The sequence below is a fragment of the Diaphorobacter sp. ED-3 genome (assembly GCF_027625375.1).
Lineage (GTDB): Bacteria > Pseudomonadota > Gammaproteobacteria > Burkholderiales > Burkholderiaceae_C > Diaphorobacter > Diaphorobacter nitroreducens.
The window spans coordinates 202,046-215,812 of the sequence record NZ_CP115182.1 but is presented as its reverse complement, the minus strand read 5'-3'; the positions used below and the strand labels follow the sequence as shown (position 1 = coordinate 215,812).

Annotated in this window: 10 protein-coding genes; 2 read left to right on the top strand and 8 right to left on the bottom strand. The window is 69.9% G+C overall.

Features of this window, described 5'->3' with window-relative positions; all coding sequences use genetic code 11:
• Window positions 1-229: 229 nt before the first annotated feature.
• A complete protein-coding gene (locus PCQ86_RS01035; protein ID WP_270174649.1) occupies window positions 230-1,249 on the top strand; it encodes a Bug family tripartite tricarboxylate transporter substrate binding protein in 1,020 nt (339 codons plus the stop codon).
• Window positions 1,250-1,265: 16 nt separating this feature from the next.
• Here the strand turns inward: PCQ86_RS01035 and PCQ86_RS01030 are convergent, their stop codons facing one another.
• The 8 genes from PCQ86_RS01030 to norR form a co-directional block, all read right to left on the bottom strand.
• Window positions 1,266-1,733, bottom strand: a complete 468-nt coding sequence (locus PCQ86_RS01030; RefSeq protein ID WP_012655223.1) for a PaaI family thioesterase — start codon at window positions 1,731-1,733, stop codon at window positions 1,266-1,268.
• Window positions 1,734-1,870: 137 nt separating this feature from the next.
• Window positions 1,871-2,866, bottom strand: coding sequence for a Bug family tripartite tricarboxylate transporter substrate binding protein (locus PCQ86_RS01025; protein WP_270174648.1), 996 nt, complete (start codon window positions 2,864-2,866; stop codon window positions 1,871-1,873).
• A 27-nt stretch (window positions 2,867-2,893) separates the two neighbouring features.
• Window positions 2,894-4,462: a class I adenylate-forming enzyme family protein gene (locus PCQ86_RS01020; protein ID WP_270174647.1), complete on the bottom strand. Its 1,569-nt coding sequence runs from the start codon at window positions 4,460-4,462 to the stop codon at window positions 2,894-2,896.
• Between the two features lie 45 nt (window positions 4,463-4,507).
• Window positions 4,508-5,458, bottom strand: coding sequence for a Bug family tripartite tricarboxylate transporter substrate binding protein (locus PCQ86_RS01015; RefSeq protein WP_012655220.1), 951 nt, complete (start codon window positions 5,456-5,458; stop codon window positions 4,508-4,510).
• A gap of 179 nt (window positions 5,459-5,637) precedes the next feature.
• Window positions 5,638-6,846 carry a pyridoxal phosphate-dependent aminotransferase gene (locus PCQ86_RS01010; RefSeq protein ID WP_270174646.1) on the bottom strand — a complete coding sequence of 403 codons (1,209 nt, stop codon included), beginning with the start codon at window positions 6,844-6,846 and terminating at the stop codon, window positions 5,638-5,640.
• 58 nt (window positions 6,847-6,904) lie between these two features.
• Complete coding sequence (locus PCQ86_RS01005; protein ID WP_103736913.1) at window positions 6,905-8,293, bottom strand: L-serine ammonia-lyase; 1,389 nt, start codon at window positions 8,291-8,293, stop codon at window positions 6,905-6,907.
• Window positions 8,294-8,375: 82 nt separating this feature from the next.
• Window positions 8,376-9,425 carry a hypothetical protein gene (locus PCQ86_RS01000; protein WP_270174645.1) on the bottom strand — a complete coding sequence of 350 codons (1,050 nt, stop codon included), beginning with the start codon at window positions 9,423-9,425 and terminating at the stop codon, window positions 8,376-8,378.
• Between the two features lie 144 nt (window positions 9,426-9,569).
• The gene (gene norR, locus PCQ86_RS00995; protein ID WP_270174644.1) at window positions 9,570-11,180 is read right to left on the bottom strand and encodes a nitric oxide reductase transcriptional regulator NorR; all 1,611 of its coding nucleotides are present in this window, start codon (window positions 11,178-11,180) and stop codon (window positions 9,570-9,572) included.
• A gap of 273 nt (window positions 11,181-11,453) precedes the next feature.
• Between norR and PCQ86_RS00990 the strand changes: the two genes are divergently transcribed.
• The gene (locus PCQ86_RS00990) at window positions 11,454-13,760 is read left to right on the top strand and encodes a nitric-oxide reductase large subunit (RefSeq protein WP_270174643.1); all 2,307 of its coding nucleotides are present in this window, start codon (window positions 11,454-11,456) and stop codon (window positions 13,758-13,760) included.
• The last annotated feature ends 7 nt before the right edge of the window (window positions 13,761-13,767 follow it).

The window sequence follows — 13,767 nt, the reverse complement described above, 5'->3', positions numbered from 1 at the left end:
AACGACGCCCCCCGAGTCGCTTCGCGCCTGCCCCCCGCTCTCGCATTGCTGCCATGCGGGCAGGGGACGCAGCCCTCGCTGCGGGGCGGCTCGGCGCGGCGCAGGCATAGGCCGGCATAGGCCCTTGCTTGGTGGCGGCCCTGGCTTGGGGTGCACCGGTTGCGTGGGCTGCGGGCGGTGCGTAGCGCTATGGATAACTGAGATGCCATACAGGCAAAGGAGACGCGCGATGAAACACGAAGCCCACCCCCTTGGATGGAACCGGCGCCACCTGCTGGCCCTGGCCGCCGCAACCGCGGCGGCAGGCCCGTTGGGCGCACGGGCGCAGGCCGCGCCCGCCGGCTTCGCCACCCGCCCCGTGCGGGTGGTGGTGCCCTTTGCCGCTGGCGGCGCCACCGACGTGATCGCCCGCATACTGGGCGAGCGCATGGCGCAGCGCTTTGGCCAGTCGGTGGTGGTGGACAACAAGCCCGGCGCGGCCGGCCTGATTGCCGGCGAGACGGTCGCCAAGGCGCCGCCCGACGGCATGACGGCGCTGCTGGGCACCACCTCGTCGATGCTGACCAACAAGTACCTGTACAAGAAAACGCCCTACGACCCGCTGACCGAGCTGACCCCGCTGGTGCGCGTGTGCCTGGCGCCGATCGCCCTGGTGGTCACCGCCGACACGCCGGCGCAGAACCTGCAGGACTTCATGGCCTGGATCCGCTCCCAGAAGGGCAAGCTGACCTATGGCTCCTACGGCATCGGATCGCACGGCCAACTGGCCTGCACCACGCTCAGCGAGGTGGCCGGCGCCGACATGACGCATGTGGCCTACAAAGGTGAGGCGCCGATGGTGCAGGACCTGCTGGGCGGACAGATCAAGATCGGCATGGGCAGCCTGCTGTCGCTCAAGGCGCACGTCGACGCGGGCAAGCTGCGCGCGCTGGCCGTGACCGGCCCGCGTCGCGTGCCGCTGCTACCCGAGGTGCCCACCTTCACCGAGGCCGGCTACCCACAGGATGCGCTGTCGATTGTGGGTTGGTTGGCGATTGCCGGCCCCAAAGCCATGCCGGCCGACGTGGCGCGGCAATGGGCCCAGGCCGCCAACCACGCCGTGGCCAGCCGCGAGGGCCTGGCGCGCATCATCGCCGCCGGCTTCGTACCGGTGGACGACGACACGCCCGAGAAGTTCGCCCGCCTGTGGGCCCAGGAAGCCCCTGTCTGGGGCCGCCTGCTGCAAGCTGCAGGCGTCCAACCCAGCTGAGCAGCCCCGCTGGCGCCTAGGCGCTGGCGGATGCAGTGGAGCGGGCGATCAGCTTGAAGCTGCCCGTCGCCATGGCCACCAGCGTGCCGTCCTCGGCGCGCACTTCGCCGCGCACGAAGCTGATGGAGCGGCCGCGCCGCTCGCAGCGCGCGGTGGCAATCAGATCGCCCGTGCCCGCGGCGACGTAATGCAGCGTCAGGTCGATGGTGGCCACGCCATAGGCAGCCGGGTCGTGCGCGCGCGCGGCCGCAGCCAGCGTGCAGTCCAGCAGCGTAGCGATCGATCCGCCGTGGACCTCGCCGCGGCTGTTGGCCTGGTCCGCCTGGAAACGCATGCGCACCTGGGCCATGTCGTGGCCGATGCGCTCACCGCGCAGCGCCATGGCGCGGGCCATGGCCATGGGCAGGCCAAAGAACATGTCGGGGGCTTCGCCGGCGAAGGGGCTCAGGGGAATGTCGGCGGTGATGGAAGACGGTTGTTGCATGAAGGGGATTGTCAGTGGTTCATGGTGCACCCGCACGGCAGGGCCCAGGCACGGGCGGCCGCGCAAGCGGCCTATGCCGGCCGCGCCGCGCCGGCGCAACCGCGAGCGGGGGAAGCGGCGCAGCGGCTCAGGGGGTGTCAATCCACTCTTGCCCCCGTGGACTTGACCACGGCGGCCCAGCGCGTGATCTCGCGCTCGATGTGCGCCTGCAGCGCCTCGGGGGTGGAGCCCACGGGCTCGTAGCCGCCGGCGGCCAGTTGGGATTGCAGCTGGGGCTGGCGCAGCGCGGCGGCGATCTCGCGGCTCAGGCGCTGGGTGTTCTCGGGTGGCGTGCCGGCTGGCGCGATCAGCGCATACCAGCCGGTCACGTCAAAGCCGGCAATGCCCTGCTCCTGCACCGTCGGGACCTCGGGCGCCAGGGCCGAGCGCTGTGGGCTGGTGACGGCCAGCGCATGCATGCGCCCGCTGCGGATGTGCGGCATGGAGGTGGAGATGCTGTCGAACGTGAGGTCGATGTCACCCGCCAGCATGGCGTTGACCACGCCGGCGCTGCCTTTGTAGGGCACGTGCGTCATCTTGACCCCGGCGATGCTGCTGAAGTATTCCGCCGCGAGGTGCCCGGTGTTGCCGTTGCCGGCCGAGCCAAAGGTGAGCTTGCCCGGCGCAGCCTTGGCGGCCTGGATCAGTTCATGGATGTTTTTTGCAGGCAGCTTGCCGCTGGCCGCCACCACCATGGGCAGGTTGGCCACCAGCGACACGGGGGCGAAGTCCTTGCGCGTGTCGTAGGGCAGCTTGGGGTAGAGGCTGTCGTTGATGGCATGCGCGGCCAGCACCATGAACACGGTGTAGCCATCGGGCTTGGCCCGCGCCACATACTGCGAGGCCAGTGTGCCGCCCGCCCCGGGTTTGTACTCCAGCACCACGGGCTGGCCCAGCTGCTGCTGCAACTGCATCGCCAAGGGGCGCCCCAGCAGGTCGGCGCTGCCACCAGGCGGGTAGGGAATCACGAGCTGGATCGGCTTGGCGGGCCAGGCGTCCGCGGCGTAGGCAACGGGCGCCAGCAGGGCGCTGGCGGTCAGGGCCATGCTGGCGAGCAAGGCGCGGCGCAGCCGCGAGGGACGAGGCAGTGACATGGCAGTCTCCGGGTGGTGAGAGGAAAGTCAGCCGGCGATGGGCGCCGCTTGCAGGTACTGCTCGCGCAGCGTGCGCTTGAGCACCTTGCCGATCTCGCTGCGCGGCAGGCGCTCGACCAGCCGCAGGTCGGCCACGCGCTGGGTCTTGCCCACGCGGGTGTTGAGCCATTCGCGCAATTCTTCTGCGGTGTGCTGTGAGCCCGAGCGCCCCACCACATAGGCCACGGGTGTTTCGCCCCACTGCTCGGAGGGCACGCCGACCACGGCGCACTCGGCCACCTGCGGGTGCTGGCACAGCACAGCCTCGATGTCGCTCGGGTAGACGTTGAAGCCGCCCGTGATGATCATGTCCTTCTTGCGGTCGCCCAGCACGATGAAGCCGTCCGCGTCCAGCCGGCCCACGTCGCCGCTGCGGATGTAGCGCCGGCCTTCCGCATCGAACCACTCGGCCTCGCGCGTCTTGTCCGGCAGGCGGTAGTAGCCGCTCATCATCCCAGCCGAGCGGCCGACGATCTCGCCCTGCTCGCCCGCAGGCAGTTCGCGCCCCTGCTCGTCGATAAACCGGATGGCGGCGCCCTCACCCGGGCGGCCCACGGTGTGCAGCTTGTGCGGAAAGTCATGGCAGTGCAGTTCGCAGCGCACGCCGCCTTCGGTCATGCCGTAGTACTCGATGAGCCGGCCCGGCCAGCGCCGCAGCACCTCGGCCTTGAGCGCGGCACTGAAGGGCGCGCTGGTGCAGAACTTGTGTTGCAGCCGGCTCAAGTCCGTGCGGTCGAAATCCGGGCAGGCCATCAGGCGCTGGTACTGCACGGGCACCAGCATGGTGTGGGTAGCGCCGTGCTGCTGGGCCAGCGCCAGATAGCGCGTGGCATCGAACTTGCGCATCAGCACCAGCGTGCCGCCCAGCGCCAGCGTGGGCAGCGCCGCCACCAGCGTGGTGTTGGAATACAGCGGCGTGGCGCACAGCGAGACGGCATCGGGCCCGTAGCCGTTGGTGACTGCGCGCCGCACATGCGCCCAGCGCATGGCCCAGGACTGCACGATGCCCTTGGGCACACCCGTGGTGCCCGAGGAATAGATCACGTTGAACGGCCAGTCGGGCGCGGGCGTGATCGGTGCCGGTGCGCCGTCGCCCTGGACCAGCCATTGCGACCAGGGATCGCCCGCTTCGGGCGCATCGTCCAGGGCCACGCAACGCAGCGCAGCGCCCGCATGCAGCGGCCATTGCGCGGCCACCTCGCGGTCGCGCAGCACCAGGCGCGCGCCGCAGTTGTCCAGCATGGCGCTCAGGTGCTCGGCCGTGGCCGAAGGCGCCAGCGGCGCCACGGCCACGCCGGCGCGCAGAGCGCCCAGGTAGGCCAGCACATATTCGACCGAGGTGCCTGCGCAGATGGCCACCACATCGCCGGGTTGCATGCCGTCACGCTGCAGGCTGCGCGCCACGCGGTCCATGCCGGCGTGCAGCGCGGCGTAGTCCAGCCGCTGGCCCTCTAGGACCAGGGCGGCGTGGCCAGGGCGGTGCGCGGCCTGGCGTTCAATCAGTTCGGGCAGCGAGCCGAAGGGCTGGGCCAGCAGGTGTTCGATGTCTGGATGCATGGAATGGGAGAGCAGTGAAAAGACGGGGCGCGTGCCCCGCCCTGGTTATTCGAGGGACAGGCCCGCCGCCTTGACGATCTGTGCCCAGCTCTTGCGTTCCTGGGCGATGAAGGCGTCGTACTCGGCCGGCGTCTCGCCACCGGGCACGCCGCCCAGTTCGGCAAAGCGCTGGCGCACCTCGGGCGTTTGCATGGCCTTGCGCGCCGATTGCTGCAGGCGCTCGACCACCGCATCGGGCGTGCCGGTCGGCGCCAGCAGGCCGAACCAGGCCGTGACCTGCATGGGCACGCCGGCCTCGGCCATGGTCGGCACATCAGGCAGTTGCGCCGAGCGCTCGGCGCTGGTGATGGCCAGCGCGCGGAACTTGCCGGCCTTGATGTGCGGCATGGAGCTGGGCAGGTTGTCGATCATGAAATCCACCTGCTGCCCCAGCAGCGCCGTGACGGCAGGCGCCGCGCCGGGATAAGGCACCAGGGTCACTTCGATACCGGACTTCTGACGGAACATCTCCGAGGACATGTGGGGGGACTGCCCCACGCCCGAGGTGGACACATTGAGGCGGCGCGTCTTCGCCAGGCTGACCAGCTCCTGCGCACTGCGCACGGGGGAGTCGGCATGGACTACGAGGATGTTGGGCACGGAGATCACGTTGGTGATGCCGCGCAGGTCGCTTTCCTTGTAGCTGAGCTGCTTGTAGAGGCTGAAGTTGATCGCCACCGGGCCGATGTTGCCCATGAGCAGCGTGTAGCCGTCGGGCTTCGCGCGCGCCACCTGCGCGGTGCCGATGCTGCCGCCGCCGCCACCCTTGTTCTCCACGACGATGGAAGTGCCCAGGTCCTTGGCCATCTTCTCGGCCAGCACGCGCGCCGCGATGTCGGTGGTGCCGCCCGCAGCGGCTGGCACGACGATGGTGATGGGACGCTCGGGCCAGGCAGCCCAGGTGGCCAGCGGAAGGGCGGTCAGGCAGAGGGCAAGCAGATGGCGGCGCAGGGGCATGTCGTGTCCTTGTCGTGTGCAATGGGGTTCACCACACGATAAGGGCAGGCTGACGGCGACGGCTCAGGGTTTCATGGGAGACACGCTTCGTGATTCAGCAACCCATGCTTAGGCAGGTTGAAAGGACGGCGGGGACGCGTGTACACGTGGTGACTGCGGCCGCCGGCCGCACACGCCTGTCAAGCCGTGGCACGCTGCACGAATCGCGCAAGACGCTCCACGCCCTCACGCAGTCTGGCCCCGTCGGACACCGCGTGGCACCAGCGCAGCCAGCCTTCACCCTCGGGGCCGAAGGCCGCGCCCGGCGCCAGGCCCAAGCCGGCCTCGCTCACCAGATGTTTGGCAAGCGCCAGGGAGTCGTCAAAGCCCGCCAGGCGGAAGAACACGTACATCGCCCCGCCGGCATCGGGCACTTCCACACCCGGCACGGCACGCAGCGCTTGCACCAGCAGCCGGCGGCTTTCCACGAGGCCCGCGCGCAGCTGCGCCACATGCGCCTCGCCCTGCTGTAAAGCCACCGTTGCGGCGCGCTGCACGGGCTCGAAGATGCACGAGAAGTTGTATTCGATGACCTTGCCCAGGTCGGCCTCCAGCGCCTCGGGCACCACCATCCAACCCGCGCGCCAACCCGTCATGCACCACGCCTTGGAACAACTGTTGACCGAGATGATGCGGTCGCCCGGTGCGTAGTGGCGCAGGAAAGAAGGTGCGCTGGCCAGCTGCGGGTCGTATACCAGACGCTCGTACACGTCGTCGCTCAGGATCCAGATGCCATGGCGGCGGCAGTGCGCGAGGATCGCCACCAGGCTTTCCTCATCGATGGTCCAGCCTGTGGGGTTGTTGGGTGAATTGAGGATGAGCATGCGCGTGCCCGGCGTGAGCGCATCCAGCAGCCGATCCAGCGCAAGCGTCCAGCGCCCGCCCCGCACCGCCAGTGGCACGCGTTCAACCTGCGCGCCCAGGATGCGCGGCATCTCCAGCAGGTTGGGCCACAGCGGCGTGACGGCCACCACGCGGTCGCCCGGCGACAGCAGCATCTGGCAGGTAAGCATCAGCCCGGTATCGCCCGAAGCCACAGCGCCGATGCGCTGGGCGGACACCTCGCGTCCGTGCAGGTCCGACAGATATTGCGCGATGGCCTCGCGCAGGTAGGGCCGGCCCAGATTCTGCGAATAGAAGGTCTCGCCCGAACCGAGCGACTGCGCCGCCGCATCCCGGATGAACTGCGGCGTGGGCTGGTCGGACTCGCCGAACCAGAAGGGCAGCACGTCCGCGCGCCCCATGCCGGTGTTGGCGACTTCGCGGATCAGCGATTCGCCCAGGCTCTGGATGGCGGGCCGCGCCAGGGCGGGCAGGAGGGTATCGGTGGGCGAAGCGGGGTTGTGCATGCGGGCCAGATGGAAAGCGAAAAGGTATGGGAAACAGGGCGCTACGGGTCGTAGCGCGTCAGCACTCCACGATGTTCACCGCGAGGCCGCCGCGCGAAGTCTCCTTGTACTTGGTCATCATGTCCGCGCCGGTCTCGCGCATGGTCTTGATGACCTGGTCCAGGCTCACATGGTGCGTCCCGTCGCCATGCAGCGCCATGCGCGCGGCGTTGATGGCCTTCACCGAAGCCAGGGCGTTGCGCTCGATGCACGGGATCTGCACCAGCCCGCCCACCGGGTCGCAGGTCAGGCCCAGGTGGTGCTCCATGCCGATCTCGGCGGCGTTCTCCACCTGCGCGGGCGTGCCGCCCAGCACGGCGCACAGGCCCGCCGCGGCCATGGAGCAGGCCACCCCCACCTCGCCCTGGCAACCGACCTCGGCGCCCGAGATGGAGGCGTTCTCCTTGTACAGGATGCCGATGGCGCCAGCCGTGAGCAGGAAGTCGACCACGCCAGCCTCGGTAGCGCCGGGAATGAAGCGCCAGTAGTAATGCAGCACTGCTGGCACGATGCCCGCCGCGCCATTGGTGGGGGCCGTGACCACGCGCCCGCCGGCGGCGTTCTCCTCGTTCACTGCCAGGGCGAACAGGTTCACCCAGTCGATCACCTGCAGCGGGTCCTGCTGGGTGTCGGGCGCGTTCTGCAGCGCCTGGTGCAGCGCGGGCGCACGCCGGCGCACCTGGAAGCCGCCGGGCAGCACGCCGCCCACGCTGCAGCCGCGCGCCACGCAGTCCTGCATGGCGCGCCAGATGGTGAGCAGGCCGGCGTCGATCTCGGCGTCGGTGCGCCAGTGGCGTTCGTTCACGCGCATCACCTGCGCGATCGATCCGCCCTGCGCCGCGGCCTGCGCCAGCAGCTGTTCGCCACTGTGAAAGGGCAGCGGCAGCACCTCGGTGTCGGGCGCGATGGCGGCCTGGCGCTGTGCGTCAGCGGCCGCCTCCTCGCTCACGATGAAGCCGCCGCCCACCGAGTAGTACACCTGCGCGGCCAGCGTGCCGCCCGCCGCATCGAAAGCCTCGAAACGCATGCCGTTGGCGTGCAGTGGCAGCGTGACGTCGGGTACCAGCAGCAGGTCGGCCGCCTCGTCGAATGCCACTTCGGGGCCGTCGGCCAGCGGCAGGCGGCGCCGGCTGCGGATGCGGGCGATGAGCGGCTCGATGGCGTCCACCTCCACGGTGTCCGGCGCATGGCCGGCCAGGCCCAGCAGCACAGCGCGGTCGCTCGCGTGCCCGCGCCCCGTGGCGCCCAGCGAGCCGTAGAGCGTGCTGCGCACGCGCGCCACCTGCGCCAGCACCCCCTCGCGCGCCAGCCGCTGCGCGAACAGCCGCGCAGCGCGCATGGGCCCCACGGTGTGCGAACTGGACGGCCCGATGCCGATCTTGAACAAGTCGAAAACGCTGACGGCCATGGGCAAGACTCCAGAGGGCAAGGGTTACGGTCGTGCGCCATGCTGGCGCGGTCGCGATGGCAAGGGAATCGGGTGTTTCGCCCTAGCCAGGCCCCGTCGGTGCCGCAAGCGGCGCCGGCTGCACGCGCAGCGCCAGGCAGAAGGGCTGCACGCAGGGTGCGCGGCCTTCGTAGGGGCAGCCGGGCGCGCTGCAGGGGGGCTCGGCCGCACGGTCGTGTTCTTGCACACGCGACTGGCCGCTGGCCTGCAGCGCGGCCAGGGCCAGCCAGGGGTCGGTGCGCGCCTGCAGCGGGTCGCGCCCGTACACCACGGCGGCCGCACCGGGTGCCGGCGCCAGGTCCAGCGACAGCCACCCGCTGGTGCGCTGGCCCGCGGCGCCCGGGCCTTGCAGCACCAGCGCGAACAGGCCGGGCGCCAGCGCCTGTGGCGGTCCGGCAAAGCCCACCGACAGGGCCGCTGGCGCGGTGGGCGCAGACGGCAGCGCAGGCATTGCGGCAGCAGGCAGGCGCAGCGTGAGCGTGAAGCCGCGCGCACCGTCGGGCGTGTACACCATGCCTTGCGCCACGCGCGCAATCTGCAAAGCCGGCAGTCCGGTGCCGCCAGCCGCCGGGTCGGTGCCGGCGGGCCACGGCTGGGCCGCCAGCACACGCGGCGCCGCGCCGCCTGCCGGGCCGAGTTGCTGCACCAGCGTATTCAACAGCCGCAGCAGCGGCGCCCCCACACCCTGGGCAGGCCACGGCGCAGGGATGGCCGCGGCGCGCGCAGAAGCGCCCTCGTCCGCCACGGCATCGGCGGAAAGAGCCGCCGGCCCGTGGGATGCGGCCGCTGCCCTGGACGGTGCAACCGCGCCGCCAGCCATCGCCTGCAGGCCCTGGCGTGCCAGATCGGAAAGGCTTACCCGCTCACGGCCTGCCGGCACGGCAGGCATGGGGGGCCGCGCCGTCGGCAGCAGGTTTGGTGAGAACGGCACAGGGGGAGCGTCGGTCGGCGCGGAGCCTGCTGGCGCGGCGCCCGCCGGGGTGGGCGCTGCCGGCGCGGCCAGCAGCCAGTTCTGCCGCTGCAGCGCAGCCTCGGCCAGCACGCGCACGGCGGGTGCCAGCGGCGGACGGGGCGGGTCGATGGAGGAGGCCATGGCGCCCCAGTGTCGCAGAGCGCGAGCCCCGCGCCAACGGTGGCGGCCTCCCGAGGGGAGGCTTTTTGCTACTCAATTAATAGCTTCTACCGCTTGCTGGATAAGCGCTAGAGGCGATTTTGTTTCAAAACCCTGCGCGGAGCCTCATCCCTTGAGGCCCAGCCGCCGCGCGAGCTTGTGCAGGTTGCTGGGGTCCACGTCCAGCGTACGCGCGGCCTGCGCCCAGTTGCCGCCATGCGCCACCAGAGCGGCATTCAGGACCTGGCGCTGGCAGGCATCCACCGCGTCACGCAGCGTGCCCGTGGGCGCGGCCAACGACAAGGCGCCGCCTGCCACGGGTGCCATGGGGGCATCGCTGCGGGGCGTGGGCACGGGTTCGTCCAGCGCGTCCAGGTCCAGCAGGCCGGCCTCCAGCGTGACGATCTCGTTGCGGTCCACGCCGCGGCTCAGGGCCTTGAGCGCGGCGCGGCTGATCACGTGTTCCAACTCGCGCACGTTGCCCGGCCAGCGGTAGCGGCGCAGCGCGGCCTGCGCGTCAGGCGACAGGCGCAGGCTGCGCAGCCCCAGGCGGGCGCGGTTGAGCTCCAAAAAGCGGCCGGCCAGCACCAGCACGTCGTTGCCCCGCTCGCGCAGCGGGGGAATGGGCACGGGGTAGACCGAGAGGCGGTGGTACAGGTCGGCGCGGAAGGCCCCGCTGGCCACCTGCTCGCGCAGGTTGCGGTTGGTCGCCGCAATCACGCGCACGTGCACGCTGCGCGGGCGGTCGGCGCCCAGGCGCTGGATCTCGCCGTTTTGCAGCGTGCGCAACAGCTTGGCCTGCACGGACAGGGGCAGCTCCCCCACCTCGTCCAGAAACAGCGTGCCGCCCTCGGCGGCCTCGAAGCGGCCCGCGCGGTCACTCACCGCGCCCGAGAACGCGCCGCGCACGTGGCCGAACAGCTCGCTCTCGGCCAGCGACTCGGGCAACGCCGCGCAGTTCACATGCACCAGCGGTCGCGCGCGCCGCGGCGACTGGTGGTGCAGCAGCCGCGCGAACAGCTCCTTGCCCACGCCGGTCTCGCCCAGCAGCAGCACGGGCAGCTCGGACGCGGCCACCACGCTCAGCTCATGCAGCAGCCGCTTGAGCGCCGGGCTCTCGCCCACGATCTCCAGCTCGCCGGCGCCGCCGCGCTCGGGCGTCGCCAGGGCCAGGTCGCCTTCGGCCGGGCCGGTCGCGGCCATGCGCAGGGTGCGCAGTTCCTGCTCCAGCCGCGCCACGCGCACCACGGCCTCCACCAGCGGCACCCACTGGCCCAGCCGCTGGCGCGCGGCGGGTCCGAAAGTGCCGGTGGCCAGGGCATCCAGCGTGAGCACGCCCCAGGGCCGCCCCTCCACGTGCAGGGCCACGCCCATGCAGTCGTGCACGGGCAGCGGCTCGCCCACCAGGGTGTCGAGCAGGCCGTCGTAGGGGTCGGGCAACTGGCTGTCGTGCTCGAAGCAGGTCACCTCGCGCCGCGTGAGGATGGCCGCCAGCCGTGGGTGCTGGCCTACGGCAAAACGCCGGCCCAGGGCGTCGCTCACCAGCCCGGTGACGGCCACGGGGCGCAGACGCTCCTCCTCCAGTCGCAGCAGGGCCACGGCCCCGCAGCCGAACTGCGTGCGCAGCAGGTCCACCAAGCGCTGCAGGCGCACGGCCTGGGGCAGCTCGGCCCCCAGGTCGGCGCACAGCAGCAGGGCAGAGGTGGCGGCCGCATGCGATGCCTCAACAATGGTCATAAAAACCCTTTAAAGGTGTTTTTTACCCAAATTGATATGGGTCTATTTTACCCACGATGGTGTAAACCCTTGATTTTCCATGGCAGCGCCGCTGGCCCAGGGATTGCAAGAGGAGAGGCATCTCTTACCGCGACTGTTCGACCATGCATCGTTACTCCCCCTCCCCCACGGTGTGCAGGGCCCGGCCCGCGCACCCTTGCGAGGGCGCAAGGAAAGTCCCCCCACCCTTCGCCCCGCTGCACCGCTTGATAAACACAATGACGGAGGCCCAACATGGGTAAGTACGCCAAGTATTGGTACACGCTGATAGGCGTGTTGATTGTCACCTTCAGCCTGCTGGGCTTCTACGGCGCAGAGGTCTACCGCACCGCGCCGCCGATCCCGGGGCAGGTGCTGGTGCAGGGCAGCGACAAGCCGCTCTACACCAAGGACGGCATCCTCGACGGCCAGACCGCTTGGCAGTCGGTGGGCGGCATGCAGCTCGGCTCCATCCTGGGCCACGGTGCCTACCAGGCGCCCGACTGGACGGCCGACTGGCTGCACCGCGAGCTGACAACCTGGCTCGAACTGGCCGCGCAGAAAGACCATGGCAAGGCGTTTGCCGATCTGGACGTGGGCCAACAGGCAGTGCTGCGTGACCGGCTCAAGACCGAGTACCGCACCAACACCTACGACAAGGCCAAGGACACGATGGTGATCTCGCCGCTGCGCGCCGAGGCCATCGCCATGACCGCCCAGTACTACGACAAGCTGTTCAGCAACGACCCCTCGTTGCAGAAGACGCGCGAGAGCTACGCCATGAAGGAGAACACCCTGCCCAGCGCCGAGCGCCGCGCGCAGATGGCCGGCTTCTTCTTCTGGACCTCCTGGGCCGCCTCCACCGAGCGTCCCGCCGACGACGGCGGCACCGGCGCCACCTACACCAACAACTGGCCGCACGAGCCCCTGGTCGGCAACCAGCCCACCGGCGAGAACCTGGTCTGGTCGGTGATGAGCGTGGTGGTCATGATGGCCGGCGTGGGCTTCCTCGTGTGGGGCTGGGCCTTCCTGCGCAAGCACGACGAGCAGGACCCCACCCCTCCCCAGCACGACCCGCTTTCCCGCGTGGCCCTGACGCCTTCGCAGCGCGCCCTGGGCAAGTACCTGTTCCTGGTGGTGGCGTTGTTCACCGCACAGGTGCTGCTGGGTGGCTTCACCGCGCACTACACGGTGGAAGGCCAGACGTTCTACGGCGTGGAAATCTCCCAGTACCTGCCCTACTCGCTGGTGCGTACGTGGCACTTGCAGGCCGCACTGTTCTGGATCGCCACCGGCTTCCTCGCCGCAGGCCTGTTCCTTGCGCCCGTTATCAACGGCGGCAAGGATCCCAAGTACCAGAAGCTCGGCGTGGACGTGCTGTTCTGGGCACTGGTCGTGGTCTGCGTGGGCTCGTTCATCGGCAACTACTTCGCCATCGCGCAGATCATGCCGCCCGAGTGGAACTTCTGGCTGGGCCACCAGGGCTATGAGTACGTGGACCTGGGCCGCCTGTGGCAGATCGGCAAGTTCGCCGGCATCGCCTTCTGGCTGGTGCTGATGGCCCGCGCCATCTTCCCCGCCCTGCTGGCCCCCAACGGCCAGGACAAGAACCTGCTGGCACTGCTGACCTCCTCGGTGGTGTGTATCGGCCTGTTCTACGGTACCGGCCTGTTCTACGGCGAGCGCACCCACATCTCGGTGATGGAGTACTGGCGCTGGTGGGTGGTGCACCTGTGGGTGGAAGGCTTCTTCGAAGTGTTCGCCACCACGGCACTGGCCTTCATCTTCTCGACCCTGGGCCTGGTGTCCTACCGCATGGCCACGGCTGCCAGCCTGGCATCTGCCTCGCTGTTCATGCTGGGCGGCGTGCCCGGTACCTTCCACCACCTGTACTTCTCGGGCACCACCACTCCGGTGATGGCCGTGGGTGCCTCCTTCAGCGCGCTGGAAGTGGTGCCGCTGGTGGTGCTGGGCCATGAAGCCTGGGAACACTGGAGCCTGCAGCACAAGGCCACCTGGATGAAGAACCTGAAGTGGCCGCTGATGTGCTTCGTCGCCGTGGCCTTCTGGAACATGCTGGGCGCCGGTGTGTTCGGCTTCATGATCAACCCGCCGATCTCGCTGTACTACATCCAGGGTCTGAACACCACGCCGGTGCACGCCCACGCCGCACTGTTCGGGGTGTATGGCTTCCTGGCCCTGGGCTTCACGCTGCTGGTGCTGCGCTACGTGCGTCCCCAGATGGTGTTCAACGAGCGCCTGATGAAGACCGGCTTCTGGTGGCTCAACGCCGGCCTGGTGCTGATGATCGCGACCAGCCTGCTGCCGATCGGCCTGTTCCAGTTCCACGCCAGCGTGGCCCACGGCACGTGGTACGCCCGCAGCGAGGAGTTCCTGCAGCAGCCGTTCCTGGAGACCCTGCGCTGGGTGCGTACCTTCGGTGACCTGGTGTTCATCACCGGCGCCCTGTGCGTGACCTGGCAGGTGGTGAGCGGCGTGCTGTTCGCCCCCCGCGCCCCGGCCGCCCCGAGCACCGGAGCCCTGGCAGGCGCCAACCGCTGACGCACCG

Bases quoted from the DNA above. Each gene is read 5' to 3' on its own strand.
- PCQ86_RS01035 (WP_270174649.1), top strand. From the start codon at position 230: ATGAAACACGAAGCCCACCCCCTTGGATGGAACCGGCGCCACCTGCTG.
- PCQ86_RS01030 (WP_012655223.1), bottom strand. From the start codon at position 1,733: ATGCAACAACCGTCTTCCATCACCGCCGACATTCCCCTGAGCCCCTTC.
- PCQ86_RS01025 (WP_270174648.1), bottom strand. From the start codon at position 2,866: ATGTCACTGCCTCGTCCCTCGCGGCTGCGCCGCGCCTTGCTCGCCAGC.
- PCQ86_RS01020 (WP_270174647.1), bottom strand. From the start codon at position 4,462: ATGCATCCAGACATCGAACACCTGCTGGCCCAGCCCTTCGGCTCGCTG.
- PCQ86_RS01015 (WP_012655220.1), bottom strand. From the start codon at position 5,458: ATGCCCCTGCGCCGCCATCTGCTTGCCCTCTGCCTGACCGCCCTTCCG.
- PCQ86_RS01010 (WP_270174646.1), bottom strand. From the start codon at position 6,846: ATGCACAACCCCGCTTCGCCCACCGATACCCTCCTGCCCGCCCTGGCG.
- PCQ86_RS01005 (WP_103736913.1), bottom strand. From the start codon at position 8,293: ATGGCCGTCAGCGTTTTCGACTTGTTCAAGATCGGCATCGGGCCGTCC.
- PCQ86_RS01000 (WP_270174645.1), bottom strand. From the start codon at position 9,425: ATGGCCTCCTCCATCGACCCGCCCCGTCCGCCGCTGGCACCCGCCGTG.
- norR (WP_270174644.1), bottom strand. From the start codon at position 11,180: ATGACCATTGTTGAGGCATCGCATGCGGCCGCCACCTCTGCCCTGCTG.
- PCQ86_RS00990 (WP_270174643.1), top strand. From the start codon at position 11,454: ATGGGTAAGTACGCCAAGTATTGGTACACGCTGATAGGCGTGTTGATT.